Here is a 23,237-nt window from a genome sequence, read left to right as displayed (position 1 = left end):
GCGACGCACCGTCGTACGCATGCGCCGACGACCCGCGCGGGTGGCCGACGTATGCGTACGCGGCGCGGGCCCCGGCCGGCCCGCGGGGCCGAGCAGCCCCGTGACTGAGTTGCCGGTGCCGTCCCCCGACGGCATTCTGGAAGGTAGTCGTCCTGCGGCCCTCAAGGAGTCGCGTGGGCAAGGGAATGGAGGGGCCGGCCCTCTTCTCGGCCACGCGGTCGATGCCGTTCGCAACGGACTGTCTGCCCTGGGGAGCTGGAGGAGGCGGGCATGCAGGCGCACGAGACGTGGTTCACGCTCACCGAGGACGGCGCCGTCACCGACTGGACCCGGACGGCCACCGAGGCGACGGGGATCGCGGCGTCCGACGCGGAGGAGCTCTCGGCGGGACAACTCCTCGGCCGGCTGCTCGGACCTGACGCGGACTGCGCCTTCACCCTCGAAGCGGGACGCGACGCCCAGGACGGCCGTATCCACGTGCGGGCCGCCCTCCGGCGGGCCGAGGACACACTCGGTTCCATCTTCGAGCAGTCCGTCGCGGGCCTCGAGATCTACGACCTGAACCTCCGCGTCCTGAGGTCCAACCCCGCCGCCCTGGCGATCCGGGGTCTGCCCGCCGACCAGGTCCTCCACCGGCCGGTCGCGGACCTGGGCCCCGACCTCCCGCTGGCCCCGCTCCTCGACCAGGTGATCACCGGCTGTCTGCCCGCGCTCAGCCGGGAGCTCCGGGGACGTGACAGCGAGGGCGGCGCGCGCACGTACCACGTGACCGCCTACCTCCTCCACGGGGTCTGCCAGGAACCCGTCGGGATCGCCACCGTCATCCACGACGTCACCGAGCGGGCCCGGACACAGGCGGCGGCCGAGCTCCTCGCCCTGGCCCGTGGGAAGATCGGGACCACCCTCGACGCCACCCGTACCGCCCAGGAGCTCGCCGCGGTCGCCGTCCGGGACTTCGCGGACGTGGCCTCCGTCGACCTCCTCGACGCCGTGCTGCGGGGCGACGAACCTCCCGAGCCGCCCGTCGACGCCGATGTGCCCCTGCGCCGGGCGGCGTTCGAGGGAACCGAGCAGATGAGAAGCGTGTACGCGGTCGGGGAGCCCAGCCGCTTCGTGTACCCCACCCCGTATACACAGGTGCTCGCCGACCTCGCGCCGCGCCTGGTCGACCCGCACGCCACCCCGTCCGACTGGCTGATGCACGACGGCGCCCGCGCCGGCGAGTTGCAACGCGCCGGCATCCACTCGATGATCATCACGCCGCTGTCCGTCCACGGCCGGGTCCTGGGGCTCGCCTGCTTCTACCGCGGCCCCCGGCATCCGGAACCCTTCACGACCGACGACGTGCCCCTGGCGGCCGAGTTGGGCAACAACGCGGCCATCCACATCGAGAACGCCCGTCGCTACGTCCGTGAGCACACCCTCGCCATCACCCTGCAGCGGAGCCTGCTGCCCAGGGTGCTGCCCACCGTCAGCGCGGTCAGCACGTGCCACTTCCACCTCCCGGGAGTCGGCCAGGCGCTCTGGTTCGACCTCGTCGAACTGTCCAGCGCCCGCATCGGTATCGTGATCGGGCGGATTCCCGATCAGGGACTCGCCGCGGCGGCCACCGTGGGACGGTTCCGTACGGCCGTGTCGACGCTCGCGGTACTGGACCTGCCGCCTGACGAACTGCTGGTCCACCTGGACGACGCCGCCCAGCGCATCGCCCGCGAGGGGGCCTCGTCCCAGTCCTCCGGAGCGGCGCACGCATGGTGTCAGTACGCCGTCTACGACCCCGTGGACGGACACCTCACCCTGGCCAGCGCCGGCTGGCCGCCACCGTTGATCACCCCCGCGGACGGGGTGACCCCGGACAGCCTCGAACGGATCGTCGGACCGCCCCTGGGCAACCACGCCAGCTACGAGTGCGTCCACGTCCCGCTGGCTTCCGAGAGCCTGCTCACCTTCTACTCCCCCTCGCTGCTGGGCACCTTCCCCCAGGCCGACCGGCGGTTCTCCCGGCTGCGCGAGATCAGCGAGCGCCCGGCCAACGACCCCAAGGCCGTCTGCGACGCCATCGTGTACAGCCTGCTGCGCGAGCCTCCCGCGGACGGGGTCGCCCTGCTCGCCGTCCGTACCCATCGCCTCGCCCGCGACCAGGTCGCCGCGTGGCGGTTCCCCCCGGAGCCGTCGGCCGTCGCGGACTGCCGGCACAAGGTCCGCGGGCAACTGGAAAGCTGGGGACTGGACTCGCACGCGTTCACGGCGGAGACGGTCGCCAGTGAACTCGTCACCAATGTCATCCGGCACGCCGGCGGCGCCGCCACCGTGCGGCTGATCCGCGACCAGTCGCTGACCCTGGAGGTCTCCGACGAGGCCTCCACGGCCCCCCACCTCCGGCACGCCCGCATCCAGGACGAGGACGGCAGGGGCCTGCTCATCGTCGCCGCCCTCACCGACCGCTGGGGCACCCGCTACACCGAGGAGGGCAAGACGGTGTGGACGGAGGAGCCGCTGCCCTGACGCCTGGTGCCGAGGGGCAAGAAGCACGCGGGCTTCCGCCCGGCGCGCGCGGACTCCTCGCGGTTCGAGGTTGTCCTGGGCCGTACGAGGGTGCCCCGGCCGGGAGCCGCTGTCAAAAGCGGCTGTGACCGGCAGGTTCGATACGCGGCCTTCAGGACCGCATCCCGAACAGGAAGCGGGTCACCCGAGTGCGGCGGACCAGCAGCTCGTAGGAGGTGAGGGTGAGGACGAGGGCGATCACCACCAGCACGGCGTACTCGACCAGGATCGGCGCGGACCAGCCGGTCACGAAGTAGGCGACGGCGACCACGATCGGCTGGTGCAGGACGTACAGCGGCAGCACGGCTGTGGCGAGATAGCCGTAGAGGCGCCCACGCTTGGTAGGGGTCGGGGTCGGCGCCGTACGCGATTTTCCCGGCCGCCGACGGTCGAGGAGGCCCGGGATGGCGATTACCAGGCACCAACCGGCCGCACCGAACAGCGCCCGTGAGGCCGCGGCCAGGGCGGTCGTCTCCGTGAAGGGCTCGTCGGCCAGGGCGAAGCCGGGGCCGGAAGCCGCGAACAGCAGGACGCCGAGCCAGGCCGCGGTCCCGGCGTCACGCCGCATCACGGTGCGGAAGCGGTCGTCGGCGGCGAGCGCGAAGCCGGCGACGAAGAACAGCAGGTACGACCACCGGTGCCAGCCCGCGTAGTCCTCCTCCATCCGTGCGAAGGCGCAGATCGCCGCGAAGGCGAGGGCGGGCAGGAACACGGCGCCCCGCCGGCGCAGGGCCGCCTCCGCCACCCGGTCGCCGACGCGGCGGACGCGCTCGCGCGGCAGCCACCGGTGGAACGGCGCCAGCATCAGGGAGAACGTCAGGAGGAGCACGACGAACCAGAGATGGCCGGTCTCGAAGTGCTCGCTCTGGACGAGGAAGGGGAACTCTGCCGGCTCCAGGCGCACGTCGTAGAAGCGGGGCAGGAAGCCGAGGTACGACGCGTGGTAGCCGGCGTCGGCCGAGCGCAGCCGCAGCCACTGCGGCAGCGGGTTCAGCGCGAGGGTCGCGAAGACCAGTGGAACGCCGAGCCGCAGCAGCCGCTCTGCGGCGAAGCCGCCCGCGCCGCGGCGCTGGAGCGAGTGCCAGGCACCGAGGCCGGAGATGAGGAACAGCAGCGGCATGGCCCAGACGACCCCGAACCCGGCGATGATCAGCACGGCTTCGGTGGTCTCGGCGTTCTTGACGTAGAAATCGTCGTCGGTGGCGAACACCAGCGCCGAGTGGAAGAAGACCAGCCCGATCACGACCAGCATCCGGATCGCGTCCAGCTCCGGCCGTCGCGCCGGTGGCGGTGCCTGCGCCGGTTCCGTACCCGTCACCATGTCCGAGCCCCCGTCACCCGTAGGCCACCAGTGTTGGGAAGGCGGCCGCCGGACGCCACCCCCGCGACGGACCCCGCTCACCCCGACGATCAGCCTCCGGTGCACGGCCTGGGCGGGGCACCGCGGACGAGCCGCCGCCGGGCAAGCGACGTGAGGACACCGCGCCCCGACGGCCACGCGGCGTGAGGACACGGCGTCCGACGGCCACGCCGTGTGCGGGGCGGCTAGCCCGTCCGGGTGGCACCCCGCGCCGCGCCGCACCGCGGGCGTCCCGGATGAGCCGTCATCACGCGAGCATGGACCGGGTGTTGCATCCAGTGAGCAAGGCCCTGGCGGCCGTCGGAGATCCCCCGCAGCTGCTCCCGGCCCGGGAGCAGATGGCGTTCACCCTCGGCTTCCACATCATCCTGGTGCCGTTCGGCGTCGCCCTGACCGCGCTCATGCTCATCGCCCACTACCGCGGCCTGCGCCACGGCGACGACGACGCCCTGCGGCTCGCCCGGCGCTGGTCGAAGGTGGCCGCCGTGCTCTTCGCGATGGGGGCGATCACCGGTACGGTCCTCTCGTTCGAACTCGGCATCCTGTGGCCCGGTCTGATGGGCGACTACGGCGCCGCCTTCGGGATGCCGTTCGCGGTGGAGGGACTCTTCTTCTTCCTCGAGGCCATCTTCGTCTCGATCTACCTGTACGGCTGGAACCGGCTCCCGCCCTGGGCGCACTTCTGGACCGGGGTTCCGGTCGTGCTGGCCAGCCTCGGCGGGGCGGCTGCCGTCATCGCCGCCAACAGCTGGATGAACCAGCCCGGCGGGATCACCCTGCGGGACGGACATGTCACCGCCGTACGCCCGCTGGGCGTGTTCTTCAACGGAGCGTTCTGGTTCGAGACCGTGCACATGCTCCTCGCCGCCTACATCGTGGCCGGTTTCACGGTCGCCGGCGTGTACGCGGCCGGCATGCTCAAAGGACGTCAGGACCGCCACCACCGGCTAGGGTTCCTCATCGGTTTCCTCGTCGCGGCGGCGGCCGTTCCGGTGCAGGTCGTCGTCGGCGACACGGTGGCCCGCGAGGTGTTCCAGGAGGAGCCCGCCAAGTTCGCGGCGATCGAGCTCCTGCCCACGACAGGCGATCACGTGCCGGAGAACCTCGGCGGGTTCCTGATCGACGGCAAGGTCAGATACGGCCTTCCGATCCCGGACATGGCGTCGATCCTGGCCGGCTTCACCCCCTCCACGGAGATCAAGGGCCTGGAGGAGATCCCGCCGGAGGTACGGCCCACCGACCGCAGCGTCACCCTCGTGCACCTGGCCTTCGACGTGATGGTCGGCACCACCTTCCTCATGCTCGGCCTCGTCCTCTGGTTCGCCTGGTTGTGGTGGCGGGGACGGACGGTGCCCACCAACCGCTGGTTCCTGCGGGGCGCCGCGCTGAGCGGTGTCGTCGCCGTCGTCTGCCTGGAGAGCGGCTGGGTCGTCACCGAGGTCGGGCGGCAGCCCTGGACCGTCGTCGGACTGCTGCTGACGAGGCAGGCCGTGACCACACAGGGCAACCTGTGGCCGCTGTTCGGCGCGACCCTCGCCCTGTACGCGGCGGTCGGCACCGGTGGCGTCCTGGTCCTGCGCGCCATGGCCCGGCGCTGGCGGACCGCGGGCGACGCGACGGTCTACGTCCCCTACGGACCCGAGCAGCCCTATGCCACGTCCCGCACGGCAGGAGACGAGCGATGAACCTCAGTGACGTGGTCGCCCTGGTCATGTTCGTCGGCGTCGTCGCGTACGCGCTGTTCGGCGGGGCCGACTTCGGAGCCGGCTTCTGGGACCTGACGGCCGGGGGAGCCGAACGCGGCAAGAAACCCCGCCACCTGGTCGACCTGTCGATCGGTCCGGTCTGGGAGGCCAACCACACCTGGCTCATCTACTGCCTGGTCATGTTGTGGAGCGGCTTCCCCACGGCCTTCGCCGCGATCACCACGACCCTGTACGTGCCCCTGCTGCTGGCCGCCCTCGGCATCGTCCTTCGCGGAGCGGGCTTCGCCTTCCGCAAGGTCTCCGTGCGGACACCCCAACAGCGCCTCAACGGAACCCTGTTCGCGGCCTCCTCCGTCTTGACCCCCTACTGCTTCGGCTCCATCGCAGGCGGCATCGCCTCGGGCCGGGTGCCCACCGGGGGCAACGGCGACGCCTTCACCAGCTGGCTCAATCCGACCTCCGTCCTCGGTGGCGTCCTCGCTGTCGTCAGCTGTGCCTACCTCGCCGCCTTCTACCTGGCCGCGGCGGCCCACCGGCTCGACGACGCGGGCCTCGAACGGTACTTCCGTGACCGCGCCCTGCTCGCCGGAGCCGTGGCGGGGGCCGTCAGCGTCGCCGGGATCTTCGTGCTCAGGACGGACGCACCCCGGCTGTTCCACCAGCTCAGTCACCGGGGGCTGCCGCTGATGGTGCTCGCGGCGCTCTGCGGAGTCGCCGGCATGGCGGGTGCGGGCCTGGGCCGCCGCGCCGGCCGCCGCGAGATCGCCGCGCTGGCCATCGCCGCCGTGGTCGTCGGCTGGGGAGTGGCCCAGTACCCCTTCCTGCTCGGCACGCATCTGCGCATCCACGCGGCCGCGGCCCCCGACACCACGCTGGCCGTCCTCCTCGGCGTCGCCTGCGTCGCCGCGCTGATCATCCTGCCGTCGCTGATCCTGCTGTTCCGCCTCTCCGGCCAGGGCAGGCTCCGCGCCCGCGTCTGACCGTCCGAGACCCCGGGACATCCGGGGCCGACGGTCCGGGGCCTCCCGGGTCAGAAGCCGAAGTCGCTGAGGCTGGGGTAGTCGGCCGGGCGCGGCCCCGAACGGTCCCAGTCGAAGGCGCGCTCGGATGCGGTGATCGGTACGTCGTTGATGCTCGCGTGGCGCACGCTCATCAGCCCGTCGTCGGCGAACTCCCAGTTCTCGTTGCCGTAGGCGCGGAACCAGTCCCCGGTGACCGTGTGGTACTCGTAGGCGAACCGGACGGCGATCCGGTTCCCGCCGAACGCCCACAGCTCCTTGATCAGCCGGTATTCGAGCTCGTGCTCCCACTTGCGGGTGAGGAAGGCGACGATCTCCTCGCGTCCGTTGATGAAGAGTGAACGATTCCGCCAGCGGCTGTCCTCGGTGTAGGCCAGCGAGACCTTCCCGGGGTCGCGGGTGTTCCAGGCGTCCTCGCCCGCCCGGACCTTCTGCACGGAACTCTCGGCGTCGAACGGCGGATAAGGCGGCTTCCCGGCCATCGTCAGTTCCTCCGGCTCGTGGGCGACAGGGGGGTGGTGGGGGATGCAGTACGCCCAGTGTCCCCAGGAGTGACCTGCCCCGCATCCGCGCGTCCGCGGCGGCCCGGAAGCCCAGGTCCAGGACATTTGACTTGAAGCGCTTGAAGGGCCGGAGGCTTCTTCACGACGGACACGACGGAGGACGAACGGTGAGTCTGACCATTCAGGAGATGGCGCGACGCTCGGGCTTCAGCGAGCCCACGCTCCGCTACTACGAGAAGGTCGGCCTGCTGGGAGTGGTGGGCCGCGACGAGTCCAGCGGCCATCGGCGCTACGGGGCGGCGACGGCCGACCGGGTCGTGGCGCTGGCCTGTCTGCGCTCGGCTGGCATGACCGTCGCCGGGATGCGCCGCTACGTGGACCTGCTCCCGCTGGGCAACGCCGCGGCGGAGGAACAGCGGGACCTGTTCGCCGACCAGGCGGAGAAGCTGGCCGACGACATCGAACGGCTGAAGTCCCGCCTCGCCTACCTCCGGGGGAAGACCCGGATGTGGGACGCCCGCGTGCGCGGCGACGCCGCCGCCGAGCGCCGGGCCGTCGAGACCGTCACGGCGATCCTCGAACAATTCGAACCCTGAGGGACTGAGCGACATGCGTGTGGAGAACAACCCTGCTTTCGGCGCTTCCGAGGCTCCTGACGCCTCCGGCGTGGGAACGGTGCTGGTGACCGGCGCGACCGGATACGTCGGCGGTCACCTGGTCGCCCGGCTGCTGCGTGACGGGTACCGGACCAGGGTGACGATCCGGGAACCCGGCCGTGAGGCCGAGGTGCTGGACCTCGTGCGGCAGGCCGGAGCGGACCGGCGGGACCTGCTGGAGTTCGCCGTGGCGGATCTGTCCGCCGACGCGGGCTGGCCCGCCGCGGTGGACGGCGTGAGCCAGGTGCTGCACGTGGCGTCGCCCTTTCCCGCCACGCCCCCGGAGCACGAGGACGAACTCGTCCGCCCGGCACGCGACGGCGCGCTGCGGGTCCTCTCCGCCGCGCGTGCGGCGGGCGTGCGGCGCGTGGTCATGACGTCCTCCTTCGCGGCGGTCGGCTACACCGTGAAGCCCGACGACCGGTACACGGAGGAGGACTGGACCGACCCCGACACCGTCGGTCTCCCCGCCTACCACAAGTCCAAGGTCCTCGCGGAGCGCGCGGCCTGGGACTTCGTGGACGCCGACGGGGAGATCGAGCTGACGGTCGTCAACCCCGTGGGCATCTTCGGGCCCGTGCTCGGACCGCGCCTCGCCGCGTCGACCGACATCGTCCGGTCCATGATGACCGGCCGGATCCCGGCGGTACCACTCATGTACTTCGGCGTCGTCGACGTCCGCGACGTCGTGGACCTGCACCTGCGCGCCATGCTCCATCCCCAGGCGGCCGGGGAACGCTTCCTCGCGGTGGGCGGACCGTCGGTCAGCTTCCTCGGCATGGCCCGGACCCTCCGGGCGCACCTGCCGGCGGCCGCCGACGCCCTGCCGTCCGCGGAGCTCACCCTCGAAGAGATGCGCGAAGCGGCGAAGACTCAGCCGGCGCTCCGGGACGCCGTGGGACTGGGCGGCCGGATTCCCGTCATCAGCAATGCCAAGGCACGTTCCGTGCTCGGCTGGGAACCCCGCGACGTCACCAGGACGGTCCTCGACACCGCCGACAGCCTCATCGAGCTGGGGCTGGTGAAGCTGCCGGAGGACCGGGTCGGCCGCTGACCACCGGGAGGAGCGGGCGCGGCGGCAGCGCCTGCGCGCGGGGGACGCGTTCGAGGACCCCGCCCGCGAAGACGTCGTACAACGGCAGGGTCTCCAGATGGACGTACCCGATGTGACAGTCGCACGCGGTGAGCGGGCACGGCCTCGGGGCGAGCGCGGAGCGGTAGGAGCCGTCGTAGAGGTTGCCGAGCTCCGTCCGGACGAAGTGACAGCGCCGGACGGTGCCCTCTCCGTCGACCGAGACGACGCTCCGGCCGGTCCGGCACGGCAGCCCCGCCGAGCGGTGCGGACGCCGGCTGTACGGGAAGAGCGGATCCAGCGCGGTCCACTCGTCGGCCTGCTCGTCGGTGTAGGTGTGGCCCTCGGCGGCGTTGATCCACAGATAGACGTGCGAGGGCAGGTCGGCACGCAACCGCCGTGCGTCGTCCAGATGCTCGGGGAGGCCCACCACACCCACGCTGTACCGGATCCCCAGGCCGGACAGGCGGTGCGTCTTGGCGAGGAACCGCCCGTAGGGTGTCTGCCCCGGGTGATACGTGCACCAGAGGGCGACCGTGTCGGCCGCCGCCTCCGTGAGCCAGTCGGTGCGGCAGCTCAGGTTGGTCTGGGTGGCGACCCGCTCGACGCGCGGTTCGTGGGACAGGTCCACCAGAGCCCGGCGGTACCAGGAGCGGGTCAGTCCCTCGCCCCACGGTGTGAACAGCACCGACAGCCGGTGGTCGTGCGGACCACGCGCCCAGGCCACGAACCGTTCGAGCGCGGCACGGTCGGCGCGCAGCTGGGCCGCGCTGTCCCGGCGCTTGGCGAACGGGCAGTACGGGCAGTCGTAGTCGCAGGAGGCCAGGGGCCCGCGATAGAGGACGGTGAGGTTTGTCAGGTCTGTTGGGTCTGTCAGGTCCATGGTCGTCACCTCGTCTCGTAGGCGGCCATGGCGTCCCGGACGGCCGGGGAGAAGAACTCGGGTCCGATGGCGTCCGAATGGGCCAGCCCCTCGGGCGAGAGCACCAGCCGCTCGGTCCCCGCGTCCTGGAGCCAGCCACGCCGGCCGAGGACGTCCAGTTCGGCGGCGAAGTCGTCGGCGGGGTCGGTGCCGAACCGACTCCGGTAGTCACCGCGGACCAGACCCCCGGCCTGCAGCAGCGACTGCAACAGGTGCCGGCGGCGGGCCTCGTCCTCGTCCACCCAACGGCCGTGCAGGGCACGGGAGAAGTCCTCGGTGGCGCTGTAGTCGTCGATGATGGCGCGCACTTCGCGCATCGACACGGCGTAGTCGAAGGAGTAGTGCAGAGCGGAGGTGTACGACCGTGCCCCGCAGCCCAGTCCGATCATGCCGTCCGTCTGGCACGCGTAGTCGTCGGGCCCCTGCGGAGGCGCGTCGGCACGGCGGAACATGCGCATCGACACCTGCTCGTAGCCCTCGGACAGCAGATGGTCTCGGCCCTCGCGGTACAGGCGCAGCCGCTGCTCGTCCCACTCCCGGTCGGCGGTCCGCGCGTCCGCGTGGCGGCCGAGGCCCGTGAGCGGACGGATGTAGAGCGGGTAGAGGTAGATCTCCTCCGGCCGCCAGGCCAGGGCCGCGTCGAGGGAGTAGCGCCAACTGGCCGTGGTCTGACCGTCGATGCCGTAGATCAGGTCGATGTTGAGGACCGCGACGGCCGACTCCCGGATCCGGCTGAGCGCGGACTCGACGTCGGAGCGACGTTGCGGGCGTACCGCGGCGCGGGCCTCGTCCTCGACGAAGCTCTGCACCCCGAGACTGATCCGGGTGGCGCCGCGCCGGACCAGGACGGCGAGGCGGTCGGCGGTCGCCGTCGCGGGCGACGCCTCCACGGACAGCGGGACCGACCGCAGGTCCGCGCCCATGTCACGTTCCGCGATGTCGCAGAGGCGCTCCAGTTCCGCGGCCTCCAGGAAGGTGGGCGTGCCGCCCCCGAAGGCCGCGTTGGCGAACCGCGGTGACGAGGCGTCGCCGAGCGCCTCGCGCACGGCGACGGCCTGCCGGCTCAGGGCGTCGAGGTAACGGCCGGTCAGCCCGTCGGGGGCGCCGACGCGGGTGAACAGGTTGCAGAAGCCGCAGCGCACCTCGCAGAACGGGATGTGCAGGTACAGGGAGAGCGCCTGTCGGGACTCGTCCGCCCACAACCGCTCCAGCTCGGGGCGCGGCGCGAGCGGCCGGTAGGCGGTCTTGTGCGGATAGGCGTACAGATAGCTCTGGTACGGGCGGGGCACGGAGTGCGCCGCGGCCACGGGGGCGATGGTCATGCGGAGGGCTCCAGGAAGAAGTGACTGTAGGGGACGGTCCACACGGACTCGTGGCCCAGCCGGTGGCCGGTGTAACCGTCGTCCCCGTACGCCGTGCCGTGGTCGGAGCAGACGATGGCGAAGCAGCGACGGCGCGCGGACATGGCCGCGAACAGCCGCCCGACATGGCGGTCGACGTACTCCAGCGCGGCGGCGTGGGTGTTCCGGCTGTCCCCGGCCTCCCGGGTGGCGCCTTCCAGGTGGAACCAGTTCGGCTGGTGCAGCGCGGAGACATTGAGGAAGAGGAACAGCTTCTGGTGCGCGGGCAGTTCGGCCACGATCCGCTCGGCCCGCGCCACCTGCGCCGCGAAGGACGTCGGCGAGGCCACGGAGAACTCCGGTTCCCAGTGGCTCTCCTGGAAGAGACCGGGGAGGACGTCGCCCAGGGCCCCCTGCCTGTTGAAGAAGCCGACGCCGCCGACGCACACGGTGCGGTAGTCACGGGCGGCCAGCGCCGACACGATGTCCGGGGTGTCGAAGACGAACGTACGGCCCTCGGTGGACTCGCTGCCGGCGAACCGGGCGGCGAACAGCCGTGGATGGGGCCCCTGGGAGGCCGGGGTGGGCAGGAACCCCGCGAACATCGCCTGATGGGACGCGTAGGTGAAGCTGCCCGGGGCGTGCCGCTTCTCCCAGGTGCCGCCCGGGAGATGCGCCGCCAGGTTCGGCAGGCGGCCGGCTGCCGCGAGATCGACGGCGACGTCGTACCGCAGGGTGTCGAGTGTGAGCAGCAGCAGGTCGTCCCGGCCCACCACCTCGTTCATGTCGGGTGTCGGGAGCGGGCCCGCGGTCGCCGCGGGCGCCGTGCCGGTGGGCGGGTCAGAGTGAGGCATGGAGTGTCCTTGAACCGTGGTGCGGGGAGGGCGTGGGCCGCGCCACGAACCGGGCGGGCGGGCGCGGACCGAGGGCCGCGATCTGGGCGGCGTAGGTGTCGAGTCCTTCCGCGGGGCCGCCCGGCAGGCCGGTGAGCCGGGGCAGCAGATCACCGAACGCGTTGACCTCCCCGACGGCGAACCGGCGCCAGCCGACGGCGGGCAGCAGGTCGACACCCACGCACAGGGTCTCCGGGAAGCAGGCCGCGGCCCGTTCGCAGATGCCGAGCGCCTGGGCCCACCGGTCGCCGGCCAGCGCCCGGACGGCCGACAGGTCACCGCGGGTGCCGCCGAGATGGAGGTTGGTGAGGGGGAAGCGGCTGGTACGGACGACGGCGTGGGTGGCCCGGCCGGCCACGACGAGGACGCGCAGGTCCGCCGACCGGCCGCCCAGCGACGCCTTGGGCAGCCAGCGCTCGATGTGCAGCCCGTCCGGCGCGAGCCGGTCCACGATCGCGGCGACCTCGGACTCGTCGGTGTAGTGGCGCACACGCAGCGAGTTGTGCAGCCGGCCGTCCGCGAGCTCCACCGAGGTCGTGGCCCGGACGCGTCCCGCCGTCGTCGTCTCGACCGCGAGCACACCGGAGGCGGACGAGCCGTGCGCGAGCTTCACGAACGCCCGCCGCAGGCCCGCCTCCGCCATCCGGGCCCGCACCGCGGGCCAGTCCCCGGCCGCAGCGGTGCCGCCCGTGGTCGGGGAGACCGGCACGGGTACCCCCGCCTCCCGCAGCCGGGCGTGGCAGAGCCGCTTGTCGAAGAGGACGGCCAGGTCCGCCGGGGCGTCGAGCCGACGTCCGCCGCGCAGGGAGGCCACGCCGTCGAGGAAGCGCGCGTACCAGCGGGCCGAACCCTCCACCCGGGTCGGATCGTCGACCCCGCGCAGCAGGCGGTCCACCCGCGCGTCCTCCCCCGGGGAGTCCAGGCGGACGATCTCGTCGTCGGCGAAGTCGTGACCGCCCTCGCACAGCACGTCACGCCACTCGACCACACGGGGCGTGCCGTGACCGGCGGCGACGGCCGCCGCGGTGAACAGGGCGACCCTCCGGTTCTCCCCGTTGGCGACGACCGCCCACCGGGTCGGGCCGCGGCGCGTGTCCACGCCGTCCACTCCTGACACCTTTCCGTCCTCCGTCCGCCCGGACCCGTAGCGCTACTCGCCCACCGCCACGAAACGCCAGACGGTCCCGTCCTCCTCCTCGTCGGCATCGGCGTCGTCCTGATCTGCGCGGACCTCCACGCCGTGCGGCTCGAGCGTCTCCAGCAGACGCGAACGGACGCCCGCGCTGAGGTAGTTGTGGTGCAGGTCGAGGGATTTCAGGTGAGTCAGCGGCTGTCCCGACAGCAGTGCCGTCGCGCCGTCGTCGGTGAGGACGCCCATGGACACGTCGAGGGCGTCGAGCCGGGCCACCACGGGTGCCGAGGCCAGCGCGGAACAGATGGCGTCCTGGATCTCGCTGTTGCGCAGGGCCAGGTGCTTCAGTGCGGGAAGGCGGGTCCCGGCGAAGAACGGCTCCAGGTCGCCGAGTTCACTGTCGCCGCCGTACTCGGACGTGCCCAGCCACAGGTCGAGATGGACGAGCGACGGCAGGTCGCTGCCCGCGACACCTCGCACGGCCTCGACGGGCATACCGCCGGTCTCCACCGTCAGCCTGCGCAGCCGCTCGTGACGGACCGTGGGGAAGACCAGCTGGTTGCCGCCGCGGACACCGAACTCCTCCAGCAGGGGAAAGGCCTCCAGCACGGGAGAGACGTCCCCCTGGACGATCCAGGAGATCTCGCACTCCTCCATCACGATGTCCGCGAGGAATATCGCGCGCAGCTCGGGCAGCCGGTCCCGGGCCGCCACGAGCGCCTCGATCACCTCGGCCGGACCGTTGTCGTAGGCGTCGCTCCAGGCGCCCACGACCAGGGCCCGCACGGCCTTGGTGTCGACGGCGGCGAGGAACCGGGCGAACGCCTCCGGCCACGACTCCTGGCTCTCGTAGGAGTCCACTGCCACCCGCCAGGCGACGGTCTCCGGGGACGGGAGAGCGGTGACGTCGAGGGGGCCGTCCGCCGCGTCCGGGAAGGTGAACGCGGGCAGTCCGTGGAATTCCTGCAGGTGGCTACCGATGGTCATGCGCGCCCGCTCCTTCGTGCATCTGGTCGGTGGTGGGTCGGTCGTGGGGTGCCTGGTGCGCGCGGACCGCATTCCCAGGTACCGGAGTTCTACCAAGACCCACTGACAACCCCGTGCGGCGGGGGAGTGTCAGTGGCCGCCCCTACGGTTCTGGCACGGCACGCGAGGTGCCCGGCGGAGGGAGACGCATGTACCGGCAAGGAGATGTCCTGATGGTGTCGTTGGCACCGGAGGCGGTACCGAAGGGCGCGGCCGACGCGCCGTCCGAGCCGCGTGACGGCCGGGGCCGGCTCGTCCTCGCGCTCGGTGAGGTCACCGGCCACGCCCATGCGGTGGTGGGCCCCGGTCGGCTGGTCAGGGAGGCCGGCGTCTTCGGGCCCATGCTGCTGCACGTCCCGGACGGAGCGCGGGTCGTCCACGAGGAACACGCGGCCATATCCCTCCCGAAGGGGTGGTACCGGGTCGTCCGGCAGCGGGAGTACGTGCCGGGTTCGGTGCGGATCGTCGCCGACTGACCACGGGGGCGCGAGCACCCTCGCGCGGCACCGAGGCGGATGCCGCGGATGCCGGTCGCCACGCAACCGTTCGGCGGCGCGGCACGAGGAGCACGACGCGCGCGAAGAACACGAAGAGCACGGCGGGCACGACCAGAGGACGGCGGGCCGAGCGGGCGGAACGCGGCGCTTCCGCACCCGCGCCGGACGACATGGGGAGAGAACGAACATGACGGACATGGCTGTTTGGCGTGCGGTGGCGGCGGCCACGGGACCCGCGGATCGTGCCGCGGCCGAGGAGGGGATCCGGCTCGCCTACCGGCGCGCGGGTCTGACGGGGCCCGAGCGCGTGGTGTGGGTGCGCTCTCCCCGCGAGGCGGTTCACGTACTCATGGGCGCGCAGGGTCCCGACGGCGTGGCGCCGACGGAGGACGAGACCGGCGCGAGCGTGCGCCACGCGGTACTGAGCGGACCCTGGGCAGCCGAACGCGAGCGGCTCCACGGGCTTCTGGGGCCGCAGGGATGGAGCGGCCACTGGAACGCGACGGGGGCCGGCCTGTGGGAATCGACCCGGATCCTGGTCGACCGGATCCGCGCGGGAGTCGTCGAGCAGACGGCCACCGGCGGCAAGGAGGAGACCCGGGTCCGGCTCCTGTTGCTCGACGCGGCGCTCGGTCAGCACGACGCGGCCTGGCTGTCCGCGTTCGACACGGACCCCTCGGGTCCGCTGGGCGGTCCGGCTCTGGTGGCCCGCGCGGCCGGCTGGTGGTGGCCCTACGAGCGGGTGGCGGTCGTCTGCGAGCGGCCCACCGAGCTCCACCGCGACGAGGCGGGCCGTCTGGACCGTGGCGACGGACCGGCGCTCGGATACGCGGACGGATTCGAGCTGTACGCCTGGCGCGGCATGCCGGTGCCGGGTGATTTCCTCGCCGAGCTGGCCTCCCTCGACCCGAAGCGCATCCGTGAGGAGGAGAACGCCGAACTCCGCCGTGTGATGCTGGAGTTCTACGGCTACGACCGGTACCTCGCAGAGTCGGGGGCGGTGCCCGTGCACCGGGACGAGACGGGCGTCCTGTGGCGCGTCGAACTCGTCGGGGACGAGGACGTGGTGATGGTGGAGGTCGTCAACTCCACGCCGGAGCCGGACGGTACGAGCCGCACGTACTGGCTGCGCGTCCCGCCGACCACACGCACGGCCCGTGAGGGGGTGGCCTGGACGTTCGGTGTCGCGGCCGAGGCCTACCAGCCGCTCCGGCAGACGTGAGCCACACGCCCACCGGCCCGCGTCGCGTCCACCTCCGGCGTCCCGCCACCTCTCTTCCCCGCGCACGCCGGCGCCGGTGTCCACGCCCGTGCTCGTGACCGGCCCGTCCGCGGCGGCCCTCTCCGGTGCCGGGCCCGGTCAGCCGTCCGGGTCCGCGCGACGGCGGGACGGCTCGTCGCCGGTGGCGCGCGGCGGCCGGGTGCGCAGGCGGCGCAGCATCCGGGCGTCCTCGAACCCCACCTGCCGGGCCGCGGATTCGACCGTGGCGCCGTGGTCGATCAGATGCTCGGCCCGTTCGACCCGCAGCGTCTGCTGATAGCGCAGCGGGGTCAGACCGCCGGTGGCGCGATGGAAGAGCCGGGTCAGGGTGCGTGCGCTGACGCCCGCGCCCGCGGCCAGGTGGGCGAGCGGCAGCGGTTCGGTGAACCGCGCGTCGATGAGGTCCTGGACGCGGTGGACGGCGTCGTCCAGGTGGGACCGGTGCCGCAGCATGGCGCTGGACTGGGGTTCGTGGCCGTTGCGACGGGCGTACACGACCATGTCGCGGGCCACCTGGGCGGCGAAGGCGGGACCGTGGCGGACCGCCAGCAGGTGAAGGGCCAGGTCGATGCCGCTGGCGATGCCCGCCGAGGTCACCACCCGCTCGTCCGCCGTGAACAGCACGTCCCGCACCACGTGGGCCCGTGGATGACGGGTAGCCAGCTCGTCCTGGTGGTCGTGGTGCGTGGTGCATCTGCGCCCGTCGAGCAGTCCGGCCCGGCCCAGCGCCTCCGCCCCGGCACACACGCTGGCGACGGTGCCTCCGGCGGCATGGTGGCCGCGCAGCCATTCCGTTCCGGCGTCGCCCAGCGCAGGCCCGCCGCCCAGGGTCCGCGTCCGCCAGCCGGGCACCACCGCCAGGTCCCTCTCGCTCATGCCGGGCCAACGGGTCCGCGCGATCAGGGGGAGGCCCTGCGCGCTGAGCACCCGCTCGCGCTCGGCGACGTACTCGATGCGGTAGGGCTGCCCGAAGTCCGCCGCGGTGCTGAAGACCTGCGCGGGTCCGGCCAGGTCGAGGAGGTGGACGCCGGGCAGCAGGACGAAGACGACGAGACTCACGCCTGCGAGGGTGCCAGTTCCGACTCCAGCTCGGCCACCGTCGCGATCCGTGCGAACCTGTCGCGCAGGACCGCTTCGGTGCGTTCGATGATCGCCTCGGCGCTGAGAGCGCCGATGGGGTCGGTGGTGGTGGCGTCGGTGACGAAGACCATCCGGTACCCGAGGTCACTGCCGACCCGGGTCGTGGTCTCCACGCACTGCTCGGTCCGGATGCCGCAGACCACCAGTTCGCGCACGCCCGCCCCGGTCAGCAACTGCTGCAGGTTCGTGGTGGTGAAGGCGTTGTGCGAGGTCTTGTACAGGACCGGCTCGCCCGGCTCCGGGCGGTCGAGCTCCTCCAGCGGACGGACGTGTCCCTGGGCGGGGTCGAACACGTCGCCGCTGCCCGGCTCCGAGTGCAGGACCCAGACCACGAGGTCGCCGGCCGCCCGGGCGAGGCGGACCAGCCGGTTGATCGGTCCGGCGATCCCCGGATGGGCGATCTGCTTCCACAGCGGGCGAGCCCGGAAGGACTCCTGGACATCGACGACGATCAGCGCTCTGCTCATGCCACCCATCATGAACTGGGCCGATAGGCACGGCGTAGGCCCGATCCGGGCCGGTGGCGGAACGATCCGGTCATGCCGCCCGGTCCGCCCGCCCCGAGCTCCGTCAGGTGCCGTTCCTCAGCGGGCGCAGTACGGCGGCGCCGACGCGCAGCAGCGCGGAGACGGGTGGGACCACCCAGCGGTTGAACTCACGGGGCACGGCGGGGTCGACCTCGATGGTCAGCCGGACGTAACGGGCGTCCAGCCGGGTGATCTTGAGGGGACGGGGGGAGGGGGCGCCGGGTTCGCGCTGGAGCGCGGCCCGGTAGGTGTCCTTGCGCTGGTTCACGCCGTGTCCTGACGTTTGATGAGTTCGTCCGCGAGGTCCATGTAGGCCGAGCCCTTGACGTCGACGGCGCTGCCGAAGGACTGGGAGTACAGGTCGAGCCGTGGAATATGGGTGGCCAGTACGTCGAAGCCCCGCTCGGTGAGCGCTTCGCGGGCGTCGGCGTCCGGTCCGGTGCGCGTGGCGTCGGGGCGGTTGGTGCGGTTCAGCAGGACGGCGGCGCGGGCCGGCCTGGAGCGCAGCGACTGCACGTCGCGCATCTCTCCGCCGATGGGCGCCATGCGGTCCAGTTCGATGGGCGCCGGGGTGAGAGGCACGATCCAGTCGCTCGCGTACCTCATGATGCTGCGGGCGATGTGGGCGTGGTCCTCCAGTTGGGGGGCGTCGAAGACCACGGCCTGCCGGCTGCCGAGGAAGTCGTTCACCCGCCGGTGGACGTCACCGACCGGAAAGGCGATCACGGGGAACGGGAAGCCCCCGGCCAGTTCGCTCCAGCGCAGGGCGGAGGAGGCGGGGTCGCTGTCGACCAGCAGCGGGGAGACGCCCAGCTCGTGCAGCGCGTGGGCCAGCCAGACCGCACTGGTCGTCTTTCCCACCCCGGGTTTGAGATTCACAAAGGCGTAGCTCAGCGTCACAGGACGCAACGCTAGTGGCCGCGGACGGCGGACCGCCGTCGGCGCGGCGCATATCGGCTTCTTTCACCCGGTGACGGCATGAATCATTCGGAGGGCCTAACGCGGAGTCCGGGCGGCGAAGGGCTCTTCTCCGGACTGCGGACGCCGCCGCGGGCGACCGTCACAGCCCGGTGTCCCTTCGGTAACCCCCTTCACAGGACACACATATGGCGTGCGAGGATGCGGATTCCGGTAGAGCGTACCGGCGTAGAGGGGAACATCATTGAAATCTAGGAAACTGAGTCGTAAGCGGAGACGCGCGACGATAGTCACGGCGGCGGCCGCCTCGGTCGTCGCCGGTGCGGCTCTGCTCCCCAACTGGAGCGCGGGCGCGGCGAGTGTCGCCGACGACCCGACGGTCGACGCGTCGACCAAGGCCACCTTCCAGCGGCTGGCGGACGCGGTCTTCACCGACCGTACGGACGCCCTGGTCGACAACGGGAAGAGTGGACAGGGCAAGTCGAAGGCGTCCCGGTTCTCCGGTGACGTACGGCTGTCCTCCACGCAGTCGCGTGACGAGAACGCCGCGCTGTCGCAGCTGCGGGGCCGCAAGTCCCGTCTGGCGTCGCTCGGTGAGAAGTACAGCTCGGCCAACACGACCGTGTCGCTGGACCGTACGCAGGTGAAGGGCCGCCACGCGACGGTCGCCGTCACCGAGACCACGACCCTGACGTACAAGAAGGTGAAGGGCGGGGAGCCGAAGACCACCGGCTTCCAGGCCCACCACCAGCTGACGTTCAAGGCGGACCGCAAGGGCGACTGGCAGCTGACCAAGGTCCGTGACACCGATGACGGCGTCGCGGTCAACCAGGTCGCCAGCCCCCAGGTCGCCAAGCCGGCCACCGCGGCGGACGATTCTCCGCCGGAGGCGACCCGCTCGGCCATCACGTTGCCGGCACCGGCCAAGGCGAAGAACTTCTCCGCCACCGGTTACGACTACAAGGCCATGGCGGCGTACGCGGCGAAGTACTGGAACAAGTACAACCCGGACTACCCCGACTTCAACGGTCACGGTGCCGGCGGTGACTGCACCAACTTCGTCAGCCAGTCGCTGAAGGCCGGTGGCTGGAAGCACGTTCCCGGCTACACGAACGACTTCCACAAGTGGTTCGGCAACGCCGACATCCAGTCGGACTCGTTCGTCGGTGTCAACGAGTTCTCGTGGTTCGCACTGTCGTCCAAGCGGGTCACCAGCCTTGCCAACGTCTACCAGCTGGACGTCGGTGACGTCCTGCAGATGGACTTCAACAAGGACGGCGAGAAGGACCACAGCATGATCGTGACCTCTCGAAGCGCCCAGGGCGTGCCGTACGTGTCGTACCACTCCACCAACACCTACAACAGGTCGGTGGCGAGCATCATCGCGTCGTACCCGAACGCCGCGTACTACGCGTACCGCACCTGAGCGGTCTGAACGCGGAGCGGGAGCCGGCCCCAGGGGCCGGCTCCTTGCTTTTCCGGCGGCCGTCCGGCTCGGCGCGCTCCGGGCCGTGCCGTGGTCAGTACCGGCCGGGCCGTGCGCCGGTGGGCGGGAACGCGAGGCCGGTCGGCGTGTCGAGGCCGGTGGACGGCAGCGTGACCTGTCCGCCGCCCGTCTCCCTCACCCGTACCACCCGGTTGCCGAGACCGTCCGCCACGTAGAGGTCGCCGCAGTCGAGCGCGAGCCCGAGCGGATCGTCGAGGCCGGTGACCGGGACCGTGCTCTGCCCGCCGCCGCGCGCGGAGACCCTGACCACTCGGTCGTTGCCGCTGTCGGAGATGTAGAGGTCTCCCGCGGAGTTCACCGCGAGGCCGGTCGGCTGGGAGAGGCCGACGGTGGGCACCGTGGTCTGACCGCCCCCGTGGGTGGACACCTTGACCACCCGGTCGTTGACGAAGTCGGAGACGTACAGGTCCCCGTGGGGGGACAGCGCGAGTCCCCAGGGGTGCAGCAGTCCCGTGGTGGGGACGGTCGTCTGGCCGCCGCCGTCGGCGGGGACCTTCACCACCCGGTCGTTGAAGCTGTCCGCGATGTAGAGGTCGCCGGCCGTGTCGGTGACGAGTCCTAGCGGGCGGGACAGGCCGGTGGTGGGGACGGTGGACTGCGGTCCGCCCTTCCGCGGCAGCTTCACCACCCGGTTGTTGCCGGTGTCGGAGACATAGAGGGTGCCGGCCGTGTCCCAGGTCAGGCCGGTAGGACGTACCAGTCCCTCGACCGGCAGGGTCGTCCGGCCGCTCCGGTCCGCGGGGAGCCTCACCACCCGGTTGTTGCCGTAGTCGGACACGTACAGCGGCGGGCGGACGCGCGGGTGCGGGCCGCCGGCGGGCGCCGCGTCCGCCGGTCCGGCCGACAGGGCGCAGAGCATCAGGAGGCCTGCGGCGGCGGCCAGTTGCCGGGTCCTTCTCCGCTGGGCGCGGGTCGCCGAGGCCGGGGGGCGCTCGCGCGTCTGTGATCCTTCCGTGGTGCGTTCCACGACTCAGCCACCTGTTCCGGCCGGCCGGCCGTCGCCGTACCGGCCCGCGGGGACGGCCGGCGCCGAGCCGGGTGCGGAGCGGCGCCGCTGATCGGACGGGCGGGCCCGCGCGGGCGGCACCGCCGTCCGCCGTCGGGTCCGTCCGTCAACCGCAGACCCTAGGAAGGGCCGGGGCGGGCGCCGGGTGAGCCACGCCACCGGTCGGCGGCGCGGCCACTCCAATGCCCGTGTCCGCGGACCTCACGGCGGCCCCGGTCCGCGACCGCCGCGGACCGGGGCCGGCGCGGTGATCTCCCCTGACCGCCGCCCGATTCGGGGCAATTACACTGTGCCCATGACTGACGCGACGACGCCTGAGCCCCTTGACCCCGACGAGGAGGCGTTCATCCGGGCTCTCGGGCGGGTGATGGCCTACCTGCCGCGTGTCGTCGATGCGGACATGCTGGCGGAGCAGCAGATCACCACGTCCGAGTACATGGTGATGGTGCACCTCTCCGAGGCACCGGACAGTCAGTTGCGGATGAGTGAGCTGGCCAACGAGTGCGGGCTGTCCCTCAGCGGGATGACAAGGATCGTGAACCGTCTGGAGGCCCAGTCGCTCGTCCTGCGGGTGAAGTCCCCCGAGGACGGCCGGGCATGGCTCGCCGTCCTCACCGCTTCCGGCTGGACACGGCTGAAGCAGACGTGGCCGACGAACCTCGCCAGTGTGCGGCGCCACGTCTTCTCCCGGCTGGAGGGCTGCGACGTGGCCGCGGCGACCCGTGTGCTGGACCGCATCACGTCGGACCGCTGAGGCGGCGGCGCCCCGCGTGGTCCGCGGCGGTCCCGCGCGCGAGCTCGCCGGCCGGCGGCTCCTCGAACGGGTTCGGCGACAGGTACGGAACCCGACGACGGGGGTGTCCCGGCGGTGCACCGCCCGGGCCGGCTCACCGGTGGCCCGTTGCGTCCGGTCGGCGAGCCAGAACGCGGAGCCGTGGGCGCGGCCTGAGTCCTGCCGATACCACCGCGACGAGACGCCTCACGGCCTGGCCTGCCGGGCCGCCTTCAGTGAGGCGTGGGTCGGGGCCTCCGGTGTCCGTGCGGGACGGCCCACCGCGAATTCCTTCCGCAGTACCTGCACGACCTCGCCCAGCGTCTCGATCTGTTCGAGCACCGTCCTGCGGGGCAGTCCCAGGGCGTCGACGACGAACAGCTGGCGTTGGTAGTCGCCCTCGGCGTGCTCCCGGAACTCCAGGGTGCGTTCGATGATCTGCTGCGGGCTGCCCACCAGAAGGGCGGTTCTGGCCGTGGTCTCCTCCAGGGAGGGACCGTTTCCCCACGCGGGAGAGTGGTCGAAGTAGGGCCGGAACTCCCTGATCGCGTCCTGCGAGTTCCTCCGCATGAAGAGCTGCGCGCCCAGCCCGACGACGGCCTGGTCCGCCGGTCCGTGTCCGTGGTGCTCGTAGCGTGTGCGGTAGAGCCCGACCATGCGCCGGACGTGCTCCTTCGGCCACAGCACGTTGTTCTGGAAGAAGCCGTCGCCGTAGTACGCGGCCTGCTCGGCGATCTCCGGACTGCGGATGGAGCCGTGCCACACGAAGGGCGGTATGCCGTCCAGGGGGCGCGGAGTCGAGGTGAAGGACCGCAGCGGGGTACGGAACCGGCCTTCCCAGTCGACGGCTTCCTCGCGCCACAGGCGGTGCAGCAGCGCGTAGTTCTCCACGGCCAGGGCGATTCCGTCGCGGATGTCCTTGCCGAACCAGGGGTAGACCGGTCCGGTGTTCCCGCGGCCCATCATGAGGTCGACCCGGCCGTCCGCGACGTGCTGCAGCATCGCGTAGTCCTCGGCGATCTTCACCGGGTCGTTGGTGGTGATCAGGGTCGTCGAGGTGGACAGCACGATGCGGTTCGTCCGTGCCGCGACGTGCCCGAGCAGGGTCGTCGGGGACGACGGCATGAAGGGCGGGTTGTGGTGCTCGCCGATCGCGAAGACGTCGAGTCCCACCTGCTCGGCCAGTTCTGCGTACTCCAGGACCGCCTTGATCCGCTCGTACTCGGTGTCCTGCCGGCCGGTCGTGGGGTCGAGGGTGACGTCTCCCACGCCGAAGATCCCGAACTGCATTCCGGTCCTGCCTCCGCCTCGAAAAAATGTGCGCGCATCACGAAATTCGTCAGGGGAGGCGTCCGGAGGGAAGGGAACGCGTCGGTCGCCGTCGTACCCCTGGACACCTCAGGCCGCTCCGCGCCGGCATGGGGTTCGGTCGGATC

General features: G+C 71.8%; 22 protein-coding genes. 9 read left to right on the top strand and 13 right to left on the bottom strand.

Translation table 11 applies throughout. The annotated features are described in order from the left end of the window. Positions 1 to 270: 270 nt before the first annotated feature. The gene (locus OG776_RS03300) at positions 271 to 2,505 is read left to right on the top strand and encodes an ATP-binding SpoIIE family protein phosphatase (protein ID WP_148012486.1); all 2,235 of its coding nucleotides are present in this window, start codon (positions 271 to 273) and stop codon (positions 2,503 to 2,505) included. Between the two features lie 151 nt (positions 2,506 to 2,656). On the opposite strand, the gene OG776_RS03295 is transcribed toward OG776_RS03300, so the two are convergent. Further along, on the bottom strand, positions 2,657 to 3,865 hold the full coding sequence (locus tag OG776_RS03295) for an acyltransferase family protein (protein WP_329318747.1): 1,209 nt from the start codon (positions 3,863 to 3,865) through the stop codon (positions 2,657 to 2,659). Between the two features lie 305 nt (positions 3,866 to 4,170). Between OG776_RS03295 and OG776_RS03290 the strand changes: the two genes are divergently transcribed. Both OG776_RS03290 and OG776_RS03285 read left to right on the top strand, forming a co-directional pair. Next, entirely contained in the window at positions 4,171 to 5,589 is a 1,419-nt protein-coding gene (locus OG776_RS03290) for a cytochrome ubiquinol oxidase subunit I (RefSeq protein WP_329318745.1), read from the top strand. Then, positions 5,586 to 6,590, top strand: coding sequence for a cytochrome d ubiquinol oxidase subunit II (locus OG776_RS03285; RefSeq protein ID WP_148012483.1), 1,005 nt, complete (start codon positions 5,586 to 5,588; stop codon positions 6,588 to 6,590). The genes OG776_RS03290 and OG776_RS03285 overlap by 4 nt, the downstream gene beginning before the upstream one ends. A gap of 50 nt (positions 6,591 to 6,640) precedes the next feature. On the opposite strand, the gene OG776_RS03280 is transcribed toward OG776_RS03285, so the two are convergent. Then, the gene (locus tag OG776_RS03280) at positions 6,641 to 7,111 is read right to left on the bottom strand and encodes a nuclear transport factor 2 family protein (RefSeq protein WP_329318743.1); all 471 of its coding nucleotides are present in this window, start codon (positions 7,109 to 7,111) and stop codon (positions 6,641 to 6,643) included. Positions 7,112 to 7,299: 188 nt separating this feature from the next. On the opposite strand from OG776_RS03280, the gene OG776_RS03275 reads away from it, so the two are divergent. Then, positions 7,300 to 7,728 (top strand): MerR family transcriptional regulator, encoded by a 429-nt coding sequence (locus tag OG776_RS03275; protein WP_329318741.1) that lies wholly within the window; start codon positions 7,300 to 7,302, stop codon positions 7,726 to 7,728. A gap of 13 nt (positions 7,729 to 7,741) precedes the next feature. Continuing rightward, entirely contained in the window at positions 7,742 to 8,842 is a 1,101-nt protein-coding gene (locus OG776_RS03270; RefSeq protein WP_329318739.1) for an NAD-dependent epimerase/dehydratase family protein, read from the top strand. On the opposite strand, the gene OG776_RS03265 is transcribed toward OG776_RS03270, so the two are convergent. Genes OG776_RS03265 through OG776_RS03245 form a run of 5 tightly spaced genes read right to left on the bottom strand, consistent with a single transcriptional unit; the run spans position 8,793 to position 14,134 of the window. Beyond that, positions 8,793 to 9,743: an STM4011 family radical SAM protein gene (locus tag OG776_RS03265; RefSeq protein WP_329318737.1), complete on the bottom strand. Its 951-nt coding sequence runs from the start codon at positions 9,741 to 9,743 to the stop codon at positions 8,793 to 8,795. The two genes, OG776_RS03270 and OG776_RS03265, sit on opposite strands and share 50 nt — an antisense overlap. Positions 9,744 to 9,748: 5 nt before the next feature. Then, the gene (locus OG776_RS03260) at positions 9,749 to 11,104 is read right to left on the bottom strand and encodes an STM4012 family radical SAM protein (protein ID WP_148012479.1); all 1,356 of its coding nucleotides are present in this window, start codon (positions 11,102 to 11,104) and stop codon (positions 9,749 to 9,751) included. Further along, positions 11,101 to 11,907 carry an STM4013/SEN3800 family hydrolase gene (locus OG776_RS03255; protein WP_148012503.1) on the bottom strand — a complete coding sequence of 269 codons (807 nt, stop codon included), beginning with the start codon at positions 11,905 to 11,907 and terminating at the stop codon, positions 11,101 to 11,103. Before OG776_RS03255 ends, OG776_RS03260 begins: the two co-directional genes overlap by 4 nt. A 55-nt stretch (positions 11,908 to 11,962) precedes the next feature. Further along, the gene (locus tag OG776_RS03250; protein ID WP_329318734.1) at positions 11,963 to 13,114 is read right to left on the bottom strand and encodes an STM4014 family protein; all 1,152 of its coding nucleotides are present in this window, start codon (positions 13,112 to 13,114) and stop codon (positions 11,963 to 11,965) included. A 51-nt stretch (positions 13,115 to 13,165) separates the two neighbouring features. Beyond that, positions 13,166 to 14,134: an STM4015 family protein gene (locus OG776_RS03245; protein ID WP_148009909.1), complete on the bottom strand. Its 969-nt coding sequence runs from the start codon at positions 14,132 to 14,134 to the stop codon at positions 13,166 to 13,168. A 188-nt stretch (positions 14,135 to 14,322) separates the two neighbouring features. On the opposite strand from OG776_RS03245, the gene OG776_RS03240 reads away from it, so the two are divergent. Beyond that, positions 14,323 to 14,649 (top strand): hypothetical protein, encoded by a 327-nt coding sequence (locus tag OG776_RS03240; protein ID WP_148009908.1) that lies wholly within the window; start codon positions 14,323 to 14,325, stop codon positions 14,647 to 14,649. A gap of 208 nt (positions 14,650 to 14,857) precedes the next feature. Further along, positions 14,858 to 15,892 (top strand): DUF6745 domain-containing protein, encoded by a 1,035-nt coding sequence (locus tag OG776_RS03235; protein WP_148009907.1) that lies wholly within the window; start codon positions 14,858 to 14,860, stop codon positions 15,890 to 15,892. Positions 15,893 to 16,030: 138 nt separating this feature from the next. Here OG776_RS03235 and OG776_RS03230 read toward each other — a convergent pair whose 3' ends face one another. From OG776_RS03230 to OG776_RS03215, 4 genes are all read right to left on the bottom strand, one after another. Continuing rightward, positions 16,031 to 16,990 carry a GlxA family transcriptional regulator gene (locus tag OG776_RS03230; protein WP_148009906.1) on the bottom strand — a complete coding sequence of 320 codons (960 nt, stop codon included), beginning with the start codon at positions 16,988 to 16,990 and terminating at the stop codon, positions 16,031 to 16,033. Continuing rightward, the gene (locus OG776_RS03225) at positions 16,987 to 17,538 is read right to left on the bottom strand and encodes a cysteine hydrolase family protein (RefSeq protein ID WP_148009905.1); all 552 of its coding nucleotides are present in this window, start codon (positions 17,536 to 17,538) and stop codon (positions 16,987 to 16,989) included. The genes OG776_RS03230 and OG776_RS03225 overlap by 4 nt, the downstream gene beginning before the upstream one ends. 103 nt (positions 17,539 to 17,641) lie before the next feature. Then, positions 17,642 to 17,866, bottom strand: coding sequence for a hypothetical protein (locus tag OG776_RS03220; RefSeq protein WP_148009904.1), 225 nt, complete (start codon positions 17,864 to 17,866; stop codon positions 17,642 to 17,644). Further along, the gene (locus OG776_RS03215) at positions 17,863 to 18,477 is read right to left on the bottom strand and encodes a ParA family protein (RefSeq protein WP_148009903.1); all 615 of its coding nucleotides are present in this window, start codon (positions 18,475 to 18,477) and stop codon (positions 17,863 to 17,865) included. Before OG776_RS03215 ends, OG776_RS03220 begins: the two co-directional genes overlap by 4 nt. Positions 18,478 to 18,760: 283 nt before the next feature. On the opposite strand from OG776_RS03215, the gene OG776_RS03210 reads away from it, so the two are divergent. After that, positions 18,761 to 19,942 carry an amidase domain-containing protein gene (locus tag OG776_RS03210; RefSeq protein ID WP_329318729.1) on the top strand — a complete coding sequence of 394 codons (1,182 nt, stop codon included), beginning with the start codon at positions 18,761 to 18,763 and terminating at the stop codon, positions 19,940 to 19,942. A gap of 94 nt (positions 19,943 to 20,036) precedes the next feature. On the opposite strand, the gene OG776_RS03205 is transcribed toward OG776_RS03210, so the two are convergent. Next, the gene (locus OG776_RS03205; RefSeq protein WP_261994602.1) at positions 20,037 to 20,990 is read right to left on the bottom strand and encodes an SMP-30/gluconolactonase/LRE family protein; all 954 of its coding nucleotides are present in this window, start codon (positions 20,988 to 20,990) and stop codon (positions 20,037 to 20,039) included. A 334-nt stretch (positions 20,991 to 21,324) separates the two neighbouring features. Here OG776_RS03205 and OG776_RS03200 point away from each other — a divergent pair, with 334 nt between their 5' ends. Further along, positions 21,325 to 21,783 carry a MarR family winged helix-turn-helix transcriptional regulator gene (locus OG776_RS03200; RefSeq protein WP_148009901.1) on the top strand — a complete coding sequence of 153 codons (459 nt, stop codon included), beginning with the start codon at positions 21,325 to 21,327 and terminating at the stop codon, positions 21,781 to 21,783. Positions 21,784 to 22,008: 225 nt separating this feature from the next. On the opposite strand, the gene OG776_RS03195 is transcribed toward OG776_RS03200, so the two are convergent. Further along, positions 22,009 to 23,091 (bottom strand): CE1758 family FMN-dependent luciferase-like monooxygenase, encoded by a 1,083-nt coding sequence (locus OG776_RS03195; RefSeq protein WP_148009900.1) that lies wholly within the window; start codon positions 23,089 to 23,091, stop codon positions 22,009 to 22,011. Positions 23,092 to 23,237: the final 146 nt, after the last annotated feature.

This window comes from Streptomyces sp. NBC_01689 (assembly GCF_036250675.1).
Classification (GTDB): Bacteria; Actinomycetota; Actinomycetes; order Streptomycetales; family Streptomycetaceae; genus Streptomyces.
This window is presented reverse-complemented; position numbering and strand designations above follow the sequence as displayed.